Raw genomic sequence first — 21823 nt, 5'->3', positions numbered from 1 at the left:
AAGAGTAACACGGTTAATTATAGCCGCGTTACTCTTTTTTTATAAAGTTACTGTATTAATACCATCCATAATCATGATATTTAAAAGCATGTATGTAATCTTTATACATTCCCTTTATATACATGTTAGATGAACCTGGCCACATGTAAGAAAACCAGTTAGTATTGTGTATAAATAAGTTATCTTTTCCTGTTTTACGGTCGTCTACAATTAATTTATCACTACTTCCAAGATTCCAACCGCCAACCCAGTCGCTTTGATAATTTACACTAACTGTATTACCATTGGTAATTACACGTCCTAAGTATTGAGTAGACCAATCTTGATTATTGAAGACATATAAATCGTCTTTTCCATCACCATTAATATCAGCAACATAAAATTTATCATGGTTATTCATGTTCCAACCTGGTAAAGCATCATTATATCTTTTAATATATTTGTATTCGTTTCCATCTGACCTAAGCAATAATAGATATTCAGGCCCCCAGTTAGTACCATTAAAAATATATACGTCATCTTTTCCGTCTCCATTAATATCAGCAATATGGTATTTATCACCAGACTTGCTTGTCCAGCCTGGTAAACTGGCAAAATATTCTTTGGTTTTTGTTAGTGAACTTCCTGTAGATTTAAACATTCTGGTAACTTTAGAACTCGTATTGAATAATACTAACTCTTCTTTATTATCGCCTGTATAATCGGCTACAAAATATTTGTCAGTAGAACTCATGTAATGACCAGGTAAATATTTGTCATATCTTTTTACATAAGAAAAGTTACTACCAGTTGACCTGAACATTCCCATATATCCTTGATTCCAGTTAGTAGCATTGAAAATGTAAAAATCATCTTTTCCATCTCCGTTAAAATCAGCAATAAAAAACTGATCTCCATTACGCATCTGCCAACCAGTAAGATTATAATATATTTTTTTAATACATTCGAATCCGTCAGGAGTAGATTTTAATATTCCTAATCTTGAATATTGATTATTTGGGAAGAATACAAGCAGATCATCATACCCGTCACCTGTAAAATCTCCTACATAAAATCTATCTTTTGAAGAGATATACCATGTACCACCTGAACCTTTAACAGTTTTAGTAGTTATATAAGAGTTTGCAGGACGTGTTATGTTTGCTCCACTACCTGTAAAACCTTTTGGGTGTTCGGTAGGGTAGGCAGTAATATAGTTTCCATAGTGAAGCACGACATCATTATAGCTGTTTCCTTGAAAATTACCTATTATTGGTTTGTTAAAATTGTAATTGCTTTTTGATTTATTTCTTTTCCAGAATTCGTTATAACTTGGTGGATTAAATAGGTTCGTATTTCCTCTCATTGTACTATTGGTTGAAGGACGGTAAATACACGTTGTATTATAGCGTCCACCTTCAAATCCATCTACATTATATTCTGATGGAGATCCAGTAGTTACAGTGCTTCTAGCAAATTTATTCCACTTGTTTGGATTGTTATTTTTATCAACGTTCACTGCTGAAGGGTTGGTTCCACTAAAACAACCAGGTCTAGAATATTCGTCAGCTAGTTTACCAACGGAGTGCCCTAATTCATGTAATAGTACATTGTTGCTAGTAGATTTAGTAATAGATAAAACTTTACCATAAGAGCAACCTCCAAAACCAGATTCGTTTAAGATAACTACTACAAAATCAGCACCAGATAAACCAACAGAATTTAATGCATTGTTAATTTTAGTATCAGTATTACTAGATTTTGACATCCAACAACAATTCCAGCATCCTGAATATCTAAAATTTAGCGCTGTATTTCTGTTACTATCAGGATTATTACTACAATCATCATTATCACATGTGTATTGGGTTACTCCTGATTGACTTGAGTTTAAGTTTACTCTGTGTACATTAAAAGCATCTTGTAGCTCAGATAAAACGTTGTCTAAGTTACCGTTTTCATGGGTAAACATCGCTTTAAAATAATCAGCAACCAAGTTATTAAATTCACTTTGGTTAGACGAAGTAAATCCATCTCCCATGAATACAATATCAAATTTTGAAGCTGAACTTCCGTTATAAAGTAAAGTCTTTTTTGTTTGTGAATAGGCTATAACAGTTAGAAAGGACATTAATATTATTAATGTTTTATATAAGTTTTTCATTTTTTCTGATTATTGGTTAGTAATTTTTTTAAGCTTAGAAAAGTCAGCTTTTGGAGCTGTTTTTAAGATTTGAAAAGAGGTGTTTAAATCACTTTTTCTTAACTGTTTCCTCTTTACTTTTTGTAAAACATTTTTAGCGTTGGAAACATCTTTAAACTTAACTAGCTTAAGGTCTAATTTTTCTGAAGCTATTTTTGATTTGTATTTAATGGGCATTTTAACAGAAACGTAAGCTTCATTTGCAGTAAACTCTTTATGATCACTTTTTTTAGGATCAAAAATAGTTCTATAACTAAGGGGGTTTTCAAAGGTTTCGGCAAGTACGGTATTATTACCATCCAAGCCAATGATAGCCCAATTACCTGATTCTTCTGTAGGTAGAGAATAACTACCTTCTACTTCAGTTTTTGAAACAGGAGTCATTCCATTATTAGTAATTTTATATGTTACTACTAAATGTTTTTTACTTACCCTATTTTTTTTGTTTTGCAAGCTTAGTTCAGGAGATAGATTGTCAATTTTTCTAATACTTCTAGAAGAGGCAGGTTTAATTCCTCCAGATTTACCCATTGCTGTAGTACCGCTAAACCTTGCATTTTTAGGCTTAAAAGGATCTTTTACTTTTCTTATGTTTTTAAAAGTGTTGATTTTTTTTACTTGAAGTAAGCTAGTGCTAACTCCTAATTTTGGTTTGTTTTTGTCTATATTTTTATTTTTATCATTTGCTTGTTTCAGTAAGAGTAATTTTGAATTTTTTAGGCTTACTAGGTTATTAGTAGTCTTAGAAACCATATTTATTTCTCCTTCTTTAGAGTCGATTTTATAAAAGTATTTGATATTGGAAGGAATGATTTCTGAAAGGGCACGATCAACAGATGTGTTTGCTAATTGACCTGTGACACTAAAGTTTTTATTGTCTCCAACTATGAATAAAAGAAAGTTTTGTTTAGATAATTCTTTTATAACTGAAGAAATAGAGGCTCTGTTTAATTTACCTGATAGGGTGTGATTGTTAACGTTATACTTAATGTTTACTTGTTGTGAAAACAAATAATTACTCATAAGTAAACAGATTATTACAATTGTTAGTTTTTTCATTATAATAGTTTTAGGTTAATGAGTTGATTATTAGTTTACAAAGTTACTTTTGAGTTTGTTTTTTAGAGAATGTAAAAGGATAGTTTTGAAAGAGGGATTTTCCCTCTTTTTCCACAGGTTATATGTTGTAGATAAGGTGTATTTTTTCCTTTAAAAAGAAGAGCAGAAGTATGACTATGGAGAGCAAGTCAACAATGTATTATCTATATAATTATATAGTTGTATGGATAAGTAAAAGTTAAGGGATTTGTTTATTCAAAAATAGCAACAGCTCTTACAGGAGAGCCTGTTCCTCCTCGTATTTTTAAAGGTAAAGCGATGAAACGAAATCTACCTCTGCCTAATAGTTTATCTAGGTTTACCATGTTTTCATAATGAGTAAAACTCATTTCTCCACAAATATGATGTACTTCTTTATTAGATATTTTAGGTATCCCTGGCGACATAGTTTCTACACCAAAAGCAGCAATTTTTTGTTCACCTAACCAAGCAGTACATTCAGCTGTAATACCTGGACCTTTTCCCCAGTTTTCAGTATTAAAATGTTTAGTATAATGGTTTGTACAAAAAAGAACAGTATCACCTTCTTTTATACTAAGTCTTTCTTTTTCTAGTTGTTCTTTTACTTCATTAGAAGTAATTAATTCTTGTAAGTTTTTATGAGAAAAATCTAAACAAATTCCTTCGGTATAAAACATGCTGAGGGGCATAGTATCTATAGATTTTCCTTCATACTTGGCAGCCATATGGTTTAAAGCATCAACATGAGTTCCTGTATGCTCTCCCATTTCTAGTTTATATACAGCAGGAGTTTTGGTTGTAGGATTTTCAATTCCGTCCCATTCTTCATGGGTGTTGTGTACAGACATTTTAACTTGAGGAAGGCTTTTGTAAACAGGCATTCCATCAAAAATATCTTGACTTAAATCGATAATTTCAGGCATAGTTATAATTCAATCTTTACATTGTAATTTTTAAGTTCTTCAATGTAGTTTTTAGCAGTAAAATTATCGTTGTCAAACTTTTCTTGTCTATTTTTTTTCATTTTTATTCTATGAATAGCTTCTAAAAATCGACGCATTTCATTATCGTGATTGATAATAATTCCTGGAACTTTGGCATTATCACCATTGTCTTTTTTAGCTACCATAGTAAAATAAGAAGAATTACAGTGCTTGGTCTTTCCTGTTTGTATATTTTGCGCTTCTACTCGTATACCAACCACCATTGAAGTTTTACCAACATAATTAATAGAAGCTTTCATGGTAACTAGTTCGCCAACTTCAATTGGATTGATAAAGTTAACAGTATCTACTGATGCTGTTACACAATAAGTTCCTGAATGTTTAGAGGCACAGGCAAAAGCTATTTGATCCATAAGCTTCAAAATGTACCCACCGTGAATTTTTCCACTAAAATTAGCATGAGAAGGAAGCATTAACTCAGCAATAGTAATATGAGTATCTTCTATGTTTCTATAACTATTATTGTTCATTGTCTTTTTTTATTCCTCTAAAGTGAGGAGATTGTTCTTCTTCAACATGGGTTATAAAATGTTTTGTATCACCTAACCAAAAGAAGGTTCCGAAGCGCTCTTTATAAGTCACTTTTACATAACGACCTTGGTATTCTTGAAGCTTCTTAATAACTTCTTTTTGACCATCTTCTACAGAAAAAGAAAAAATTTGTGCGCCTGAAATACCTTGGCTAATTTCACCCTCCCAAGTTTTTACTACCACACCTTTGTAGCTAATTTTTATTAGTTCACCTGAGCGAACTCCTTCACTGTAAGGAACAAAATAAATAAAAGCGTAGTATAGCGCTGCTATAACAGTAATACCAACTAAAATTAAACCTAAAATTTTTTTCATAGTAACATATTGAAGCATATATAATAACAAAAGTAAGGTTTATATTTTGACTTGTAAAATGAATTGAAAGTGGTAAGTTTGTGTTGCTTCAAAAAACGATTAATATGAATTATATTTTATTCGATGGTGATGTGCGCACAGCCTTATTACCATTCACATATACACGACCAGTGGCTGATATTAGAGTAGGGATTTTAACCATTAGAGAAAAATGGGAAAAGTATTTAGGTTTAACTACAACAACGGTAACAGAAGAGTATTTAGAAGAGAAATACCCAATGGTTGAAATGGAAGAAAATGTATTATTAAATGCTTCTTTTCTACCAACTAAACTTCTGGTTGAAATGGTTAAAAACCTTCAAGTTAATCAAGCTATTTTTAAAGGTGAAGATGTTATTGCTTTTTTTACAACAGATACTCAAGAAGAAGTTGATTTTTCTGCTTATGAGCATATTGAATTTGAAGATGATATCATTCAAATAAAAAATACATGGGATATTTTTTCATTGAATGATAAAGCGATTAGAGCTGATTTTGATTTAATAACTGAAGGTAGAAAGTCTCAACCAATACCAGAAACTGTTAATTGTGTTAATAGAAATGATATTTTCGTTGAGAAAGGTGCTAAACTAACTTTTGCAACATTAAACGCTTCGACAGGTCCAATTTATATTGGTAAGAAAGCTGAAATAATGGAAGGAGTAGTTGTGCGTGGAGCTTTAGCTATGTGTGAGAGTTCAGTGTTAAAGTTGGGTGCAAAAATTTACGGAGCAACTACTTTAGGACCTTATTGTAAAGTAGGAGGAGAGGTGAACAATTCAGTTTTATTTGGATGTTCAAACAAGGGGCATGACGGGTTTTTAGGAAACTCAGTGTTAGGAGAGTGGTGTAATATTGGTGCGGATAGTAATAATTCAAATCTTAAAAATAATTATGCTGAAGTTAAGTTATGGAATTATGAAGTAGGTCGTTTTTCTAAAACAGGATTACAGTTTTGTGGATTAATGATGGGAGATCATTCAAAGTGCGGAATTAATACTATGTTTAATACAGGAACAGTTATTGGGGTTTCAGCTAACATCTTTGGAAGTGGTTTTCCTAGAAACTTTGTTCCATCGTTTAGTTGGGGGGGAGCTACAGGTTTTACTGAATATAAAACAAATAAAGTTTTTGAGGTTGCTGAAGTAGTAATGAAAAGACGAGGTATTGAATTTGATGAAAGAGAAAAACAAATTTTAGAAAACATTTTTGAAGAAACAAAACAATATAGAAATTATTAAACTAAAAAAAGACTTTACATATTTTGTAGAGTCTTTTTTGTTAGAAATTTACTCTAAAAACAAAGTTAGGGGTAATTCCCAAAGAAATTTTATCTACTTCCTTTAGTTTATACCCAATTTCATTATCAGAATTTCTAATTGGAATAGCGTTGTAGGTTCTATTCAAAATATTCTTTTTATTAAAAATGTTAAGTAAGGAGAAACCTAATTTACCTTTCCATTTTTCAGAGAAATTAAATGAGTAGGTCATTGAAGCATCCAATCGACTATAATTAGTTAGTCTGAGTCCGTTGATATTATCTGAATCTATGATAATACGAGGAGCATCTTCGTCATCAGTATAAAATCTTTTAATAGCTGTATAAGGATTACCAGTTCTAAAGATCCATCCAAGAGAGAATTCGTAGTTATTTAATTTATAAGCATGAGACCAAGAAAAATAATTGGTTATATCATGATTTGCAGGAAAAAATGTATTCTCTAAGTCTAAAAATTTAAACCTATTTTTTGTGTAGGAATAATTAATCCAAGTTCTGTAGTTATTAAACTTTTTGTTAATGAGTATATCGATACCATATATTTTTCCTTTACCGTTAGAAAAATCACTGGTTTGATCGTTGTAACCGATTGTTTGTGATGTCATTCCGCTAACCTTTTTATAATAAGGTTCAATATCTATTTTCCAGTTACTTTTATTAAAAAGTATTCCAGTAGAAATTTGTAAGCTTTTTTGTAGAGGAATATTTTCATTATTTACCTGAGCCCATATTTGGTTTTCTAAATCAAAACCTAACCTTGAAGTTTGAAACTCTATAATTTGACTCAATGTTTGATGCTTTTGTTCAAAAGAGGCTTTGAAACTTAAACTTGATGTAAGCTTTTTTTCAAAATATAATCTAGGCTCTACAACAAATTTATCGATTTTTGAAAAGTAATTAAATCTTATACCTGAATTTATATTCCAGTTATTATTATCGTATAAGTATTCAGCAAAAATTGAATGTGTGTTATTTGTTCCTTTATCTTCTTGTAATGAAGAATACCTGTTCTCATTTTCTAAGTCTATAGAATACTTTAATTCATAAGCTACTTTGGTAGATGTAAAGTCATAGCCCCAAAATAAATCTGTTTTATCATTAAAAGAATAATTCATATTATATGAAAGACCAAAATCAGTTATAGAGTTGCTTTTAGTAGATAATAAAATTAGGTAGTTGTCTATGTAGTTATAATTTCCTTCATAATCAAGCTGAAAATTAGAGAAATAACTTTTTATATTATGAATCTTTTTTTCAGAGGGCTGTTTTTTCCAATTTACACTTATACCAGTGTTATTAATATCTAACTTATCATTGTATTTGTCTTTGTACCTTGGAATTATGAAGTTGTTAAACATTTGGTTTTTTGTGTGTAAGAAGCTTACACTTAAAAACTCATCTTCATTAGGTTTATATACAAACTTTGTAGTGTAATCAGAAAATTTAAATTCATTATCTCTATCAAATTTAATATTCTTATCAATGATTTGATTTTCTTGATTATCATCAAATGTTTGAAAAACACGCATTGATAATTTATTAAAAGTAAATGTCTTTAAAACATCAGAAAAAGACCTTCTGGCAGAAAAAGATAGCGCCGTTTTTTTTGAAAAAGGAATGGTAAGAAGAGCATCTGCATGTGTCATATTCAAACCAAAGTTCCCCGTTATTTTACTTGGTATCTTCTCTGTAGTTTTAATATCAATTACACCCGATACTCTGTTTCCATACCTTGCACCTGTGCCGCTTTTAGAGAGGGTAATTTCTTTGGTAGTATATGGGTTAAATGCTGAGATCATTCCAAAGAAATGCCCAGAATAATACATTTTTATCCCGTCCCACAAAACTAAGTTTTGATTGGGTGTTCCACCTCTTATATATATTCCTGTAGCTGTTTCGTTGGGGCTTTGAACGCCAGGGATAATTTTTAAACTTTCTAATACATCTGGTTCAGTTAACCCTGGTAAAACGCCTAATTGTTTTGGAAGAATAGATATAGTTCCATCTCTTTTTTTATTAATACCAGAGGTAATATAGTTAGTTACGAGGACTTCCTTTAAAAGATTATATTCGTTTGATTTGGAGATTGAGCTTTTTGTTATATAATAATAACGTTCATTAACTTGATTAAAAATTAAAGCTGTTTGACGTTCAACTTCACTAATAAGATACACAAGTTCACATTCCTTTTTCTTAAAAGAGATATTTTTACCATTAATAACTTCAGTATTAAAAGAAAATTTTACTCCAAAATAGGTTTCTGTTTCTTTTAAAACATTTAATAAAGGAACATCAATAAAAGAAATGTCTACCTTTTCCTGAGAAAAAATAGACATCGCTAAGCATATAAAAAGTATACTTAATTTTATCTTCATTTACTTGTATGTCAATATAACTGAACTATTTTCCGCTAATTTATAAGAAATTTTCATAGGGGCAAAAACAGTTTGTAGCGCTATATCAACATCTTCATGTGTAAAAGTACCAGTAAAGCGTTGAGAGGTATCTATTTTTGAAGCGTCAAATTTTAATTTGAATTGATTTTCTAAAGCTTTTATTACTTGAAGTAGAGGAGTATTATTAAAAGAACTTTCTCCTTTTATCCAAGAAGGAAAAACATCTACAAATCCCCACTTTTCAATAGAATTACTATAATTTCTATAAGCTTTTCCCTTAGTTAGAATAATATCTTCTTTGTTTTTTGAGGTAACTTTTACCTTACCTTCATAACACTTAACTTCAAAATAGTTTTCTGAAGTATTTACAGTAAATTTTGTTCCTAGTACGGTTACATTACCTCCATTAGATTGTACAGTAAAAGATTCTCCTTTCTCCACTTCGAAAAAAGCCTTCCCTTTTAAAGACAATTCCCTTCTATCGTTCCAGTTTTGTTTTTTATATGTTATTGTAGATTTAGGTGATAGATGAGCTTTAGAGTTGTCAGGTAAAGTAATTGTTAGTTGTTCTCCATAATTTGTAGAAAAATTAGATGTACTGTTATTAAAGTATAAAAAGCTAATTAATAAAGCTATAGAAGCAACTGCACCGTATAACCAAGTAGGGATTAACTTCACCACTTTTTTGTTAGTTTTTACAAACTCTATATTTTCCGTAATTTTATTAAAAGCCTCCTTTTTATTGTAGGAGGGAGCTTTTAATAATAGCGAAGCATCATCAATAGCTTTGAATTGATGGTAAGCTTCAGTTTTTTGAAACTCTTTCAATTCTTCAGCTGATAGCTCGTTGGCTATCCATCTGGCTAAAAAGGTTTCATCTTTATAGTTTATATTCATTTTCTATATATTCGTGCTATTTGTATTAAAAACAAGTAGAAGACTAATTACCCTACCTAATACAAATATTATTTTTTGTTATACTTTACCTATTTGCTCCTTTAAGGTAAGCAGCGCTTTACTCATTCTTTTTTCTACTGCTTTCACAGAAACCCCAACAATTTCTGCAATTTCACTATACTTTTTTTTGTCTATTCTGCTAAGTAAAAAAACTTCTCGTTGTTTTTTTGGCAAGTCGGCAATTGCTTTTTTTAGCTTTATATGAAATTCCTCTTCTTCTAAAATAAACTGAGGTGTCTCATTAGTTTTACCAGAAGAAACGTTTTTTTTTTGATGCTCCAAAACAACCTTTTTGTGTGCTATATCGTTTAAAAAATGATTGTTGGCTACTGTATATAGGTAAGATTTGGCTTTTTCGAAAATAACTTTAGCGCAATTGCTCCATAACTTTATATATGCTTCTTGTACGATATCTTCAGCTTGCTGAGTATCGCCACATTTGTAATATATATAATTTCTCAATGTTTGTGAGTGTTGATTAAAAATTTCTTCAAAATTTTTTTGCTTACAAACAGATTTTAAGGGTTCTTTATTCATTTAAATCAAGTTCCTAATCGGTAGCAAATGTATGAAAATGTAATTAAGAGGTTAAAAAATTATTAATATAACTTAAAAATTGGTAATTTCTTATGTGCTTTTTCGTGATGAGGCGTTTTCTGATAAATCCAGTACAATTGTGCTTGCGAGTTTTTAGTAAAATCTCCCTCCAGTTTTAGCTTCTTAAGAAACTCTTCTCTTATTGAAGGATTATTATTTAAGAAATCTTCAGCAATATCTTCAAAAACATAAGCAGAGTACCCTTCTTTTTGTTGTAAAATAGTATCAAAAAAATTCCAGTTAAAAAAAGAATCTGTAGCTTCGGTTTCTAAGGTTTCAATAATATAACGTATTCCTGTTTGATTCGTTGGGATATAAATATCTCCCTTTTTAACGGAAATAGCTTTTTTATTTTTTGAGACTATAGTGTTATAGTGTAAATAATGACCTTCATATGGCATTTTTCGAGTATTGAAGTCTTTTATATGTTGAACTTCAATATTTAGTATAGTGTCTTTTTTAAAACGGATAAATTCAATTTTGTTATTTTTTAATCGCTCTACAACATCATGCCAACCTTGTTCTAATATATAAGCTTTTGGTATGGTAATTTCTTTGGTAGAAACAAAGTTGTTATAATAAGAAACTTTTTTATTGTAAGGCTTTGTCCTATCATAAAACAAACGTTTTCCGTTGGTAACTTTACTATCTATAAAAGTTCCTTTATATCCTTTAAAATCTAATACTGAAGGATTGTTGTTATCAACTTTAAAAGAGATAGGATATGTTTTTTTATTAATGATTTCTTCAACGGCTTTTTCTCGTAAATCTTTTATTTTAGTACTGTTTTCTTCAGAAAAGTCTAAAGTAGAGAGCAACAATTCATATGTTTGTTCTACTCGAATTTTGTATGGCTTCAACATATGAGTTTCAACCATTAATCCTAATGTGTTGAATAGGGTAGTGTAGCCAGTAGAATATCTAGGAGAATCAAAAAATTGCGACCAACCACTTTCAGGAGTGTTTCCCCAAACGTTTACGTATGGGGTAATAATAATATCTTTTTCTGCCAAAGACTGTTCTATTTTAGGACGCATTTTTGTTTCAATAAACTCACCAAGTTTTCCTCCTAATTTATTATGCTGAGTGAATAAATGAGTAATAGCATATTGGTAATCTGCTCCATTACTTACATGATTATCAATAAAAACATCTGGATTTATAGCATGAAAAATCTCAGCAAATGCGGCAGCGTTTTTGGTGTCTTGTTTAATAAAATCACGATTTAAATCAAAATTACGAGCATTTCCTCTAAAACCGTATTCTTTTGGACCATTTTGGTTGACTCTCGTATGTGAATTTCTGTTTAATGCTCCGCCAATATTATAGACAGGAATAACACAAATTAATGAGTTTTTGTATTTGCTTTTTAAAGAATCGTTTTGAACGATGTCTCTTAATAAAAGCATTGAAGCATCAATTCCATCAGATTCTCCCGGATGGATACCGTTGTTGATTAAAACTCTATTTTTTGAAGAACTTTTAAGTTCTTTGACGTCGATTTTCCCTTCAGTATTGAAAACAACTAAATGCAAAGGTTCCCCAATATCTGTAGTACCTATTTCAAACAAAGAAATTTCAGGATATACTTCAGCTAAACCTTCATAAAAAGAAATTACTTTTTGATATGTAGGTGTTTCTGTTCCGTTTGAGGTTTCAAACAGTGTTGTAAAATCTGTAATTTTTTTTGTAGGCTTTTGTTTACAAGAAACAGTTATTGTTAGAAATAGTACAAGTAGTTTTTTCAAAAGAAAGGCGTTTTTTAAGTTTAAATTCTAACAGCATCAGGTACTAGTCCTGTATAGTCACCGTCGTTTCTTATAACATCTCTTACAATAGATGAAGAAATATAGCTTTTTCCCGAAGAGGTTAGTAAGAAAACAGTTTCAATTTCAGAAAGTTTTCTGTTGGTGTGTGCGATAGCTTTTTCAAACTCAAAATCAGCAGGGTTACGTAAACCTCTTAAAATAAATTGAGCATCTTGTTCTTTACAAAAATTCACGGTAAGTCCGCTATAGGTAAGTACTTTTATTTTAGGTTCGTGTTTAAAAGTTTCCTCTATAAAACGCTTACGCTCTTCTAAAGAAAACATATATTTTTTATCTGCATTTACACCAATTGCGATGATTAATTCATCAAAAAGTGTAACGCCACGTTCAATAATATCTAAGTGTCCTAAAGTAATTGGGTCAAAAGACCCAGGAAAAATTGCTCTTTTCATTATATTTTGTCGTTTAAAGCCATTTCAATAGCATTTCCAAATAACTCCATTAAAGAAATACCTGCATGATTGGCTTGCTGTGGTAAAATACTAGCTTCAGTTAATCCTGGAACAGTATTCATTTCTATAAAATGTGGTTCATCGTTAACTAAAATATATTCAGAACGAGAAAAACCACGCATGTTTAAAATTTCATATACGCGTTTGGCAACTTCTTTAACTCTTTTTCTTTGAGAGTTCGTTAGACGCGCAGGGGTAATCTCTTGTGATTCTCCTTCATATTTTGCTTTGTAATCAAAGAAATCATTTTCAGAAACAATTTCGGTCATTGGTAATACTTTTGTTTCTCCTTTATATTGAATTACTCCTACAGAAACCTCAGTACCATCTAAAAAACTTTCAATTAATATTTCAGTATCTTCTTTGTAAGCTTTTTCTATAGCAGGAATTAGTTCTTCTTCTGTGTATACTTTTGAAATACCAAAACTAGAACCTGCCCCGTTTGGTTTTACAAAGCATGGAAGTCCTACTTTTTTTATAAAAGCATCACAGTCTATTTCATCACCTTTGTTAAGATAAATAGAAATGGCAGTTGCTATTCCGTATTGTTTTACCACGCTTAAGGTATCGCGCTTATTAAAGGTTAAAGCCATTTGATAGAAAGGGGCAGAGGTGTGTTTTAAACCAATAAGATCAAAGTAAGCTAAGATAACACCGTTTTCACCCGGTGTACCGTGAATAGCATTAAAAACACAATCGAATGTGATTTTTTGTCCTTCAATTTCAACTGAAAAATCTTTTTTATTTATCGGATGTTCCGCTTCATTATCGTCAACATATACCCATTTATCTTCTAAAATATGAATTTTATATGCGATATATGTTTCTGTATCAATATGTTTGTAAACTACATTACCACTTTTTAGAGAAATTCCTACTTCTGAGGAATAACCTCCCATAATAATAGCGATGTTTTTTTTCACTTCAAATGTATTTCAATTACTGTTTTTATCATTGTTTGCCTAAAATCCAACTGTTGGATTATACAAACTTACCAAAAAAACTCGTTTAAGACTTATTGAATTTAAAATAGTAATATTTTTACTGTAAATTTGTGCGATCTTACAAAAAAATGATATGAGTAATTTTACAGAAAAGTTTAAAGGTTTATTTCAATTTATTAAAAGTAAATCTTTTTTAAAAAACGTAATTATAGCAATTGTTTCGATACTTGTTTTTGTATTTGTTTTACAATGGTGGTTAGGAGTTACAACGAATCATAATCAAAAAATACAGGTGCCTAACTTGCACAAAATGTCTTTGAGTGACGTAGAGCAAAAGTTAGAAGAGTTGAACTTAGATTTTGTGGTAATTGATAGTGCTAGCTATAACCCAGATTATCCAAAGAAATCAATTATTGAACAAGATCCGGAAGCAGGTGATTTTGTAAAAGAAAAGCGTAAGATATACTTAACCTTGAATCCGTCAAAGTATAGAGATGTGGAAGTGCCTAATTTAAACGGACGTACAAGGCGTCAAGCAACAACACACTTACGTTCTATTGGATTTAAGGTAGGAACAAAAGTTACTTGGGTTCATGATATAGGAAAAGATGTGGTTCGTGGATTAAAATACAACGGACAAAAAATAGAACCAGGAACTAAGTTACCAAAACAAACAACCATCGACTTGATTTTAGGTGATGGTAATGGATACTAATTTTTTATAATTGATTGATGCAGGAAGATAACACTCCAGAGATAGAAAATGATGATTTATACGAACACCATAGGTTCGTAGCTACAGAAGGGCAAGTACCATTACGAGTAGATAAATTTTTAATGAATTTTATTGAAAATGCTACACGAAATAAAATACAGCAAGCAGCCAAGGCAGGAAATGTTTTGGTAAATGATATTGCCGTTAAGCCTAATTATAAGGTAAAACCTAAGGATGTTGTGAGAGTTGTATTAACATACCCACCTCATGAAAACTTATTAGTTGCAGAAGACATTCCTATTGATATAGTATATGAAGATGATGAAGTAATAGTAGTGAACAAACGAGCAGGAATGGTAGTGCATCCAGGTCATGGAAATTATTCAGGAACATTGGTTAACGGACTAATACACCATATTGAAAATTTACCTAAGAACTCAAATGAGCGACCTGGTTTAGTACATAGAATTGATAAAGACACTAGTGGATTGTTGGTGGTTGCTAAGACTGAATATGCAATGGCACATTTATCTAAGCAGTTTTTTGATCGTACCACGGAACGCTTGTATTATGCTTTAGTTTGGGGGGATATTGAAGAAGATGAAGGTACTATTGAGGGAAATATAGGACGTAGCTTTAAAAATCGCCTTCAGATGGATGTTTTCCCTGAGGGAGAACATGGTAAGCATGCAGTTACTCATTTTAAAGTGTTAGAAAGACTTACATATGTAACATTAGTGCAATGTAAGTTAGAAACGGGTAGAACGCATCAAATTAGAGCTCACTTTAAACATATTGGTCATACGCTTTTTAACGATGAACGTTATGGGGGAAATACTATTTTAAAGGGAACTACTTTTACTAAATACAAACAATTTGTAGATAACTGTTTTAAAGTGTTACCAAGACAAGCTTTACATGCAAAAACCTTAGGATTTACGCATCCAACTACTGGGAAGTTTCTAAAGTTTGATTCTGAAGTACCTGAAGATATTACCGCTTGTTTAGAGAAATGGCGTACGTATTCTGAACATTCTAAATTGGAAGAATAAAAACTTACTCAAAGGCAAAAGCTATATAAAATGAATTCATTTTATATAGCTTTTGTTTCGTTTTTCTTGTAAATCGACTCAATAATAAAACATAGACTAATAATACCAAAAGAAACAAATACACCTGTAAGGTTAGACTCTAGCTGCTGTTTAATAAGAATTACTAAGGCGATTGTACATAGAATACAACCTAATAAAGGAATTGCTTTATTAGAGTTTGTTTCTTTTGAAAGCTTAAAGCCTACGTAATTTACAATTCCGAAAATAAGGATAAACCCAACACTACCAGCAGTAGAAATACTTTCTAAATTTAATGTGTTAACTAATACTAGAGTTGCTATAGCGGTAATTAGTAATCCGATAGGTTGATTCCAAAATTTGGCTAGAAAATGATGTGGCAGTTCATTATCTTCAGCAATTTCATAATTTACTTTACTCCCCCCGTATAATGAAGCATTGATAGCGGAGAATGTAGAAATTAATGCAGCTATGGTTATGATAGTAAATCCTACTTGCCCTAACATTGGTTTAGCGGCTTCTGCTAGTACATAATCTTGTGCTTTCGCAATTTGATTGAATGGGAGAGAACCTACAGTAACAAGAGCAATGATAATGTATAATACAATTACAAATATTACAGAGTAGTAATAAGCTTTTGATATGTTTTTTTCAGGATTTAAAATATCGGGAGCAGCATTGGCTATTAACTCAAAGCCTTCATAGGCTACAAAAATAACCATACCACCAGCAAATAATTTGATAGGGTTTTCCCAGTTACTAATAGATAGTTGAGCCATATTAGTATTTCCTATTAGTCCATAAGCTCCGATGGCAATAAAACCAATAAGAATTATAAGTTTAATAACTACTGCGTATGATTCAATTTTTCCAACTACGGTAATGCTGTAGTAGTTAATAGCTGTAGCTATTATAATAATTGCACTAGCGTATATGTGAAAATTGATTGTTTTGTTTTGAGTTATTTCCCATAGGTTAGGAGCATAAGAGCCAAAAGCAGAAGCATATAACGAGAGCATGATAATATAACTAATCCATAAAAGATTATTAATAGCTCCACTAAAAATAGTTCTACCAAACCCTTGATTAATAAACTTTACAGTTCCACCTTTATCTGGATATTTTTTTGAAAGATGCACATAGCTGTATGAAGTTAGTAAAGCTAGTATTCCTGCAAGTAAAAAAGCAATAGGAGTTCCTCCTTTGGCAAGTAAAACAGCAAGACCTAAAACGGCAAAAATACCACCGCCTACCATACCACCAATTCCTATTGAAATTGCTTCTTTTAATCCTATTTTTTTGGACATAGTTAGTGACTGTTAGTTAATGTAACAGCCACTAAAGTACTTATTTATTTTGAAAAAAAAATTTGTAAGGCACAAGAAATAGTTTTAGGAGTAACTAGTTACTTAAAACCAAATTTCATTAGATTTTGTTAATATAACTGGAGTTTTTCCTGTTACTAATATTGTTTGCTCGTGTTGTGTTACATAACCTCCCTTATTTCCAACCAAAGTCCACCCATCTTGTAATTCAACAGCTATAGTTGAGTTTGTAGAGATAAAAGTTTCAATTGCCACCGTAGTATTTTTTCTAAATCGCTCTCGGTTAGTTTTTACTCTATAGTTTAAAATATTTTCTGGTTCTTCATGTAAACTTCTTCCAACTCCATGTCCCGCTAGGTTTTTAATTACTTTAAAGCCAAATTTTTTGGCTTCAGTTTCTATTAAATACCCTATGTCAGCTATTTTAACACCTCCCTTTATATTATTTATAGCTTTCTTTAAGATGTTTTTAGATGCATCTACAAGAGGTTGGTGATTGTGAATGTCTTTACCTAGTACAAATGAACCTCCATTGTCTGACCAAAAACCATTTAACTCAGCAGAAACATCAATATTAATTAAATCTCCTTCTTTTAGAATTTTTTTATCAGAAGGAATTCCGTGAGCTGCTTCTTCATTTACACTAATACAAGTATAGCCAGGAAAGCCATAAGTTACATATGGAGCAGATTTAGCTCCGTAACTTTTTAAAATTTCACCACCATATTCGTCGAGTTCTTTGGTAGACATTCCAACTTTAGCATATTTTCTCATTAGCTTAAGAGTTAGTCCAACTACTTCACTAATTTTTTTCATTCCAATAAGCTCTGATTCTTTTGTTATTGACATTTTATTTTTTTGAATTAAGACTTCTCTATATTTTTAAGAAGTATAAGTAAGTTTTTATAGAGTAACAAAAGTACTAAAAAGTATAGTGTATTCGTATTTCATGTTTGTTTTCAAATAGTTACTATTCAATAGTAGGTTTAATTGTTCTCTACAATTTGATCTCCTCGATAAGTATGATTTTTATCCTTATATAGTAAAGAGTGTTTCTTATTTACTGGTCCAAAAGTAGCCACATCAGCATCTTTTAATAGCTTCCCATAAACGAATACATGGTTTTTATCTTTTGAGTAAAAAGATGTTTCAAAAATACTAAAGGTGTTTGGGTCAGCTTTTTCAATTATATCTCCGTGATAGAATACATGATTTTTATCTTTTGAATACGGAAATTGAATTATTTCAAAAGATGAAGCATCAGCTTTTTTAACCCTTACTCCATCATAAATAACCTTATTATCAAATAATAGAAATTTATCTTTTAAAATAGTTAAATCATCGATGTTTTGATAAGGTATTGAGATTAAAGAATCTACTATTTTACCATTTTGATACTCTTGAAAATCATAAATATTGTTTTTGTCGGCAATATATCTATTGTTGATTTTTTTGGTTGTGGTAGGATCTATTGTTAATGCTAATAAATCATAATTTTTTAACGAGTATACTTTATTTTTATCTTTAACAAAGTTATTATTTATAATTGTAAATGAACTATAATCTACATCAATAGGAACATAATTATAAAAATAATGTTTGTTGTCTTTAGACCAATCGCTATCCATTTTTTGGAATGTGCTAGGATTAGCTTTAGCAACTTTCCATAAATGCCTTTTCTCTTGATTTGTTTGTGAAAAGTCGTGAGGTAAATAATTTAAAGCTCTATATACATGGTCTTTATCAAAACAGATGTAATTGTCATCATCAACATAAAAAGTAGCAACATCTACCTCGTTGTCTATAATATGAGTTTTGAAGTATAAGTGATTTTTGTCTTTTCCAAAATCTCTTCCTAAGACTTTGAAGCTCTCAACATCTGCATTTATTTTGGTATTACCCAGTTCAAACCAATTTCCCATAGGAGAATAACAGATGTTACTTTTTGATTTTGAATAGTAATAGGAGTCTGAAATAGATTTATCTACAGGACCTGCAAAAGGACTACAAGCTTGAGAGATAATTGCCATTATAAATAAGAATACCTTTAGAAGAGGAGAATGTTTAGCTCGTGTAATTTTTTTAATTATAGAATTCAAAACAAGTATAATTATGATTGTTGATAAATATGGGTGGTTTGTAATTAAGTTCATTAAATAACTATATAATTAGTGTTTGTAACTTAAATAACTTTTATTTTTCGTAATAGTTGTATCCAATAAGCTTAATAAGTTTTTGTATTTTTTCTTTATCTGTAATTTTATGTAAAATAAAAACATATTCGTCTGATTGAGTATCTATAAAACCTAATTGAAGGTTATTTTGTCTTAAAGGCCTGTCGAAATCCTCAAAAACATTATCAAAAGAAATAGATGCATTTTTTGTATAATCATTAGGACTGGGTAAGTCAATAGATAAGTTATAATTATCTTTTAATGTTGATTTTAAAAACCATTCTAAATCTTTAATATCAGCTTTCCAGTCTAATCGTATTATAAACGAAATATCGTCATCTTCTAAAAGGTCTATTAGATAATTAAGTGTTGTAAAATATTCACTGTCATTATCATAGTTTTTAAGGTTTTTTATATGATTTAAAACACATTCTTTTTTGTTTAAAACACATGTTTCTACCAGTTCTTGGTATGCTTCTCGTTGAATATTGTTTATAGATGGACGCTCTTTTTTTGTGTTTACTTTTTTATTTGATTTTTTTTCTCTTTTTAAATTTTCTTCTACGAGTTTAATGAGTTCTGAGAAACTAGCTTCTACTTTAGTTATAATTTTTAAATCAGAAACAGGTTTATGCATATCTGGAATATGAAACCATTTTACATCTTTCCCACCATTACATTTTCTTATTTCAATTTGGTTTTCAATTCTAACAATAAAATAAAACTCTGTAGGGAAGTTATAATCTTCGTAATCATAAAATATGATTGAATTTGGAATATAAACTTTACGTTTGCTTGAATTATATTCAATATCGTCGGTATATAAAAGTAACGTTTTAAAAACCTCTTTTTTAGAATTAGTAAACTCAATTTTTTTTGGAAAGTTTTTTGGAATAATTGTATTTTCAAATATGTACTTGAAAGAATTGATATTAAGAATAGCTGATTTAAACGATTTTCCATGTAGTTTTTTTTCGTCGTAATATATTCTTGCCATATTAATTATTTTATTTGGAAGTTTATTGGGTTGGTTACCAGTGGTTTTTAAGGTTTTGTATAACAAAAAACGAGGATAGATTAATTTTCCAAATTAATTGTTTTTTCTATTACATAAGTATATGAAACTTTACTATTTGTTATTAATTTAGGGTTTGTCAATCCACTTTCCCTACTGCTTATTCGAATTTTTAAATAATCAGCAATTGTTAAAGAATCTTCATAAAACAATTTTGGTACTTTGTAGCTTCCATTTTTAGTATTTATAGTATGATGAATTGTTGATTCTGCATATCTTCCTCCCGAGTGCGTATTTGGTTTATCTTTTTGATGTACTAGTTTCCATAATTCTACATTTGCTGATATATTATTAGTTTTCCAGTCTAGTACGAAGTCTTCATCTAAAGGTATATTTTTTGGAAAATTGAATTCTGATGTTATTTTACTAGGCTTTATATAAGCTATTGGATATCTAGTGCTGTCTGGTAAAATTATTTCAAAGTAGTAGGATTCTCTTCGTACTAGATTATCTGTCAAATAAACAGGATATTTATCGTAATAATTTCCAGTTCTAACAAACAATTTTAATGGTTTTCCGTTTAATACAACCTTTATATTTTCGTTAATAATTCTTTTTTCACCATTAGATATATAAGCATTAATTTTATTCAACGATGTTTCTTTAATACCATCTTCAATCAATATTTCAACTTGTATATTTGAAATGTTATTAGCTTCTTTTTCTGAAAGTGTAGTTGTATTACAGCTTTGAAAAAGTAATAACATAAATATTATATTGCAGTATTTCATTATAATTAAAGTAAACTTGTTTAGGAAATAAGAAAAGGAAGTTGACAGCAATTTTATTCTTTTTTATTAAGCGTTAGCCAAGATAAAACAAAATAAAAAACCGTACAAAAATGTACGGTTTAAAGTAGTTTGTTTTTCTTTAAAAGTAACCATACAACTTATTTTACTTCTTTTTAAGCCTCATATCTTTAACCTGAAACTAAATTACATTATAAAATAAAAGCCCTCTTGAGGGCTTATTTATATCTTGTTTTTGTGAAATTAATAGCTTGTGCAACGGTTACCATTATTGTAAATAGTTTTATTTAACTTTCACACATATAATATTACTTTCAATATCTACTGTATGTAGTGTGTTGTATAACTCAATAATTTTGTTCTTTTCTTCGATGCTATAACTAGCATAATTATTTAATATAAAATCACTATTCGCATCATATTTAGTTTTGTGTCCGTACATTTTAATTTTTACACAAGCAGTATCTGAATTTTGAGAATTTTCACCACAATAATTTAAGTGTTCATTAGAAAAATCAAAAGACTTTTCACTGTTTGCTTCAATGGTTATAAAGTCAGAAATAGAGGCATAATGTTTCGGTGGGTCTTCATCATAAAAACTTACTTCTGAAATACAAGATGTTCCTTCAAACTCATTCTCAATAGAAGCATAATATTTCCCTGGTCTAAAATTAGGGTCAGAAGAAGGTTTAACAATGGTAATTTTAGAATTGCTGTTATTTATAATTTTAACATTTAATGTTAATAGTCCTTTCCTCCAAATATAATTTTCATTTGGCTTTTCTATGATTATAAAAATTTCTTCTTTATCGGTAGAACTACTTGTCTTTTTAATAGATGAACAACTTGTTAATGTTAAAGTTAACAATAATAATATAATTAAATTCTTTCTTGTACTCATTGTTTTAAATTATTTACAACGTGTTTGTATATGGTTTGTTGCGTGGTTTAGCACGTAATTTAGCAAATAAAAACCGAATAGAAAATCCGCGAGGACTTTCGTAAGTAGGCTATAACTAGCAATGAATTATACACGGCTTAAGTTTGTAATTCATTAAATTAGAAACATAAACAGAAAGAACAAAAGAGAGGATTAAGGTTATTATATAC

The 21823-nt window shown here is 30.0% G+C and carries 20 protein-coding genes; 3 read left to right on the top strand and 17 right to left on the bottom strand.

The window, feature by feature from the left end; genetic code table 11:
- Positions 1–55: 55 nt before the first annotated feature.
- The 5 genes from MK851_RS14575 to MK851_RS14555 form a co-directional block, all read right to left on the bottom strand.
- Positions 56–2143, bottom strand: coding sequence for a M64 family metallopeptidase (locus MK851_RS14575; protein ID WP_320244605.1), 2088 nt, complete (start codon positions 2141–2143; stop codon positions 56–58).
- Between the two features lie 9 nt (positions 2144–2152).
- Positions 2153–3241 (bottom strand): hypothetical protein, encoded by a 1089-nt coding sequence (locus MK851_RS14570; protein WP_320244603.1) that lies wholly within the window; start codon positions 3239–3241, stop codon positions 2153–2155.
- A gap of 251 nt (positions 3242–3492) precedes the next feature.
- Positions 3493–4185: a cyclase family protein gene (locus MK851_RS14565; RefSeq protein ID WP_320244601.1), complete on the bottom strand. Its 693-nt coding sequence runs from the start codon at positions 4183–4185 to the stop codon at positions 3493–3495.
- A gap of 2 nt (positions 4186–4187) precedes the next feature.
- The gene (locus MK851_RS14560; protein WP_320244599.1) at positions 4188–4736 is read right to left on the bottom strand and encodes an acyl-CoA thioesterase; all 549 of its coding nucleotides are present in this window, start codon (positions 4734–4736) and stop codon (positions 4188–4190) included.
- The gene (locus MK851_RS14555; RefSeq protein WP_115901465.1) at positions 4726–5112 is read right to left on the bottom strand and encodes a 6-phosphogluconate dehydrogenase; all 387 of its coding nucleotides are present in this window, start codon (positions 5110–5112) and stop codon (positions 4726–4728) included. The genes MK851_RS14560 and MK851_RS14555 overlap by 11 nt, the downstream gene beginning before the upstream one ends.
- Before the next feature lie 104 nt (positions 5113–5216).
- Between MK851_RS14555 and MK851_RS14550 the strand changes: the two genes are divergently transcribed.
- On the top strand, positions 5217–6392 hold the full coding sequence (locus tag MK851_RS14550) for a GlmU family protein (protein ID WP_320244597.1): 1176 nt from the start codon (positions 5217–5219) through the stop codon (positions 6390–6392).
- A gap of 40 nt (positions 6393–6432) precedes the next feature.
- Here MK851_RS14550 and MK851_RS14545 read toward each other — a convergent pair whose 3' ends face one another.
- The 6 genes from MK851_RS14545 to MK851_RS14520 all read right to left on the bottom strand — a co-directional run bounded on the left by MK851_RS14545 (position 6433) and on the right by MK851_RS14520 (position 13584).
- Positions 6433–8805: a TonB-dependent receptor plug domain-containing protein gene (locus tag MK851_RS14545; protein ID WP_320244596.1), complete on the bottom strand. Its 2373-nt coding sequence runs from the start codon at positions 8803–8805 to the stop codon at positions 6433–6435.
- Complete coding sequence (locus tag MK851_RS14540) at positions 8806–9723, bottom strand: FecR family protein (protein WP_320244595.1); 918 nt, start codon at positions 9721–9723, stop codon at positions 8806–8808.
- Between the two features lie 78 nt (positions 9724–9801).
- Positions 9802–10320, bottom strand: a complete 519-nt coding sequence (locus MK851_RS14535; RefSeq protein WP_320244594.1) for an RNA polymerase sigma factor — start codon at positions 10318–10320, stop codon at positions 9802–9804.
- Positions 10321–10382: 62 nt separating this feature from the next.
- Positions 10383–12128, bottom strand: coding sequence for a M14 family metallopeptidase (locus MK851_RS14530; protein WP_320244592.1), 1746 nt, complete (start codon positions 12126–12128; stop codon positions 10383–10385).
- A gap of 20 nt (positions 12129–12148) precedes the next feature.
- Complete coding sequence (gene coaD / locus MK851_RS14525) at positions 12149–12601, bottom strand: pantetheine-phosphate adenylyltransferase (protein WP_303510865.1); 453 nt, start codon at positions 12599–12601, stop codon at positions 12149–12151.
- Positions 12601–13584 carry a D-alanine--D-alanine ligase gene (locus tag MK851_RS14520; RefSeq protein WP_320244589.1) on the bottom strand — a complete coding sequence of 328 codons (984 nt, stop codon included), beginning with the start codon at positions 13582–13584 and terminating at the stop codon, positions 12601–12603. Before MK851_RS14520 ends, coaD begins: the two co-directional genes overlap by 1 nt.
- Positions 13585–13738: 154 nt before the next feature.
- Between MK851_RS14520 and MK851_RS14515 the strand changes: the two genes are divergently transcribed.
- Positions 13739–14320, top strand: a complete 582-nt coding sequence (locus MK851_RS14515) for a PASTA domain-containing protein (protein WP_303510861.1) — start codon at positions 13739–13741, stop codon at positions 14318–14320.
- A 17-nt stretch (positions 14321–14337) separates the two neighbouring features.
- The gene (locus MK851_RS14510; protein WP_303510857.1) at positions 14338–15372 is read left to right on the top strand and encodes an RluA family pseudouridine synthase; all 1035 of its coding nucleotides are present in this window, start codon (positions 14338–14340) and stop codon (positions 15370–15372) included.
- Positions 15373–15413: 41 nt separating this feature from the next.
- Here MK851_RS14510 and MK851_RS14505 read toward each other — a convergent pair whose 3' ends face one another.
- The 6 genes from MK851_RS14505 to MK851_RS14480 all read right to left on the bottom strand — a co-directional run bounded on the left by MK851_RS14505 (position 15414) and on the right by MK851_RS14480 (position 21614).
- Positions 15414–16697 (bottom strand): APC family permease, encoded by a 1284-nt coding sequence (locus MK851_RS14505; RefSeq protein WP_320244585.1) that lies wholly within the window; start codon positions 16695–16697, stop codon positions 15414–15416.
- A 102-nt stretch (positions 16698–16799) separates the two neighbouring features.
- Positions 16800–17564 (bottom strand): type I methionyl aminopeptidase, encoded by a 765-nt coding sequence (gene map, locus MK851_RS14500; protein ID WP_320244583.1) that lies wholly within the window; start codon positions 17562–17564, stop codon positions 16800–16802.
- A 137-nt stretch (positions 17565–17701) separates the two neighbouring features.
- On the bottom strand, positions 17702–18745 hold the full coding sequence (locus MK851_RS14495) for a DKNYY domain-containing protein (RefSeq protein WP_320244581.1): 1044 nt from the start codon (positions 18743–18745) through the stop codon (positions 17702–17704).
- A 163-nt stretch (positions 18746–18908) separates the two neighbouring features.
- Positions 18909–19886, bottom strand: coding sequence for a hypothetical protein (locus MK851_RS14490; RefSeq protein WP_303510846.1), 978 nt, complete (start codon positions 19884–19886; stop codon positions 18909–18911).
- A gap of 80 nt (positions 19887–19966) precedes the next feature.
- Positions 19967–20671, bottom strand: a complete 705-nt coding sequence (locus MK851_RS14485) for a hypothetical protein (protein ID WP_320244577.1) — start codon at positions 20669–20671, stop codon at positions 19967–19969.
- A gap of 325 nt (positions 20672–20996) precedes the next feature.
- Positions 20997–21614, bottom strand: a complete 618-nt coding sequence (locus MK851_RS14480) for a hypothetical protein (protein WP_320244575.1) — start codon at positions 21612–21614, stop codon at positions 20997–20999.
- Positions 21615–21823 lie beyond the last annotated feature (209 nt).

Origin of the sequence: Tenacibaculum sp. 1B UA (genome assembly GCF_033978845.1) — a bacterium.
In the GTDB taxonomy this organism is placed as follows: domain Bacteria; phylum Bacteroidota; class Bacteroidia; order Flavobacteriales; family Flavobacteriaceae; genus Polaribacter.
This window is presented reverse-complemented; position numbering and strand designations above follow the sequence as displayed.

What these genes read in the sequence shown, in the direction of transcription:
- MK851_RS14575 (WP_320244605.1), bottom strand. Translation starts at nt 2,143, where the DNA reads ATGAAAAACTTATATAAAACATTAATAATATTAATGTCCTTTCTAACT.
- MK851_RS14570 (WP_320244603.1), bottom strand. Translation starts at nt 3,241, where the DNA reads ATGAAAAAACTAACAATTGTAATAATCTGTTTACTTATGAGTAATTAT.
- MK851_RS14565 (WP_320244601.1), bottom strand. Translation starts at nt 4,185, where the DNA reads ATGCCTGAAATTATCGATTTAAGTCAAGATATTTTTGATGGAATGCCT.
- MK851_RS14560 (WP_320244599.1), bottom strand. Translation starts at nt 4,736, where the DNA reads ATGAACAATAATAGTTATAGAAACATAGAAGATACTCATATTACTATT.
- MK851_RS14555 (WP_115901465.1), bottom strand. Translation starts at nt 5,112, where the DNA reads ATGAAAAAAATTTTAGGTTTAATTTTAGTTGGTATTACTGTTATAGCA.
- MK851_RS14550 (WP_320244597.1), top strand. Translation starts at nt 5,217, where the DNA reads ATGAATTATATTTTATTCGATGGTGATGTGCGCACAGCCTTATTACCA.
- MK851_RS14545 (WP_320244596.1), bottom strand. Translation starts at nt 8,805, where the DNA reads ATGAAGATAAAATTAAGTATACTTTTTATATGCTTAGCGATGTCTATT.
- MK851_RS14540 (WP_320244595.1), bottom strand. Translation starts at nt 9,723, where the DNA reads ATGAATATAAACTATAAAGATGAAACCTTTTTAGCCAGATGGATAGCC.
- MK851_RS14535 (WP_320244594.1), bottom strand. Translation starts at nt 10,320, where the DNA reads ATGAATAAAGAACCCTTAAAATCTGTTTGTAAGCAAAAAAATTTTGAA.
- coaD (WP_303510865.1), bottom strand. Translation starts at nt 12,601, where the DNA reads ATGAAAAGAGCAATTTTTCCTGGGTCTTTTGACCCAATTACTTTAGGA.
- MK851_RS14515 (WP_303510861.1), top strand. Translation starts at nt 13,739, where the DNA reads ATGAGTAATTTTACAGAAAAGTTTAAAGGTTTATTTCAATTTATTAAA.
- MK851_RS14510 (WP_303510857.1), top strand. Translation starts at nt 14,338, where the DNA reads ATGCAGGAAGATAACACTCCAGAGATAGAAAATGATGATTTATACGAA.
- MK851_RS14505 (WP_320244585.1), bottom strand. Translation starts at nt 16,697, where the DNA reads ATGTCCAAAAAAATAGGATTAAAAGAAGCAATTTCAATAGGAATTGGT.
- map (WP_320244583.1), bottom strand. Translation starts at nt 17,564, where the DNA reads ATGTCAATAACAAAAGAATCAGAGCTTATTGGAATGAAAAAAATTAGT.
- MK851_RS14495 (WP_320244581.1), bottom strand. Translation starts at nt 18,745, where the DNA reads ATGGCAATTATCTCTCAAGCTTGTAGTCCTTTTGCAGGTCCTGTAGAT.
- MK851_RS14490 (WP_303510846.1), bottom strand. Translation starts at nt 19,886, where the DNA reads ATGGCAAGAATATATTACGACGAAAAAAAACTACATGGAAAATCGTTT.
- MK851_RS14485 (WP_320244577.1), bottom strand. Translation starts at nt 20,671, where the DNA reads ATGTTATTACTTTTTCAAAGCTGTAATACAACTACACTTTCAGAAAAA.
- MK851_RS14480 (WP_320244575.1), bottom strand. Translation starts at nt 21,614, where the DNA reads ATGAGTACAAGAAAGAATTTAATTATATTATTATTGTTAACTTTAACA.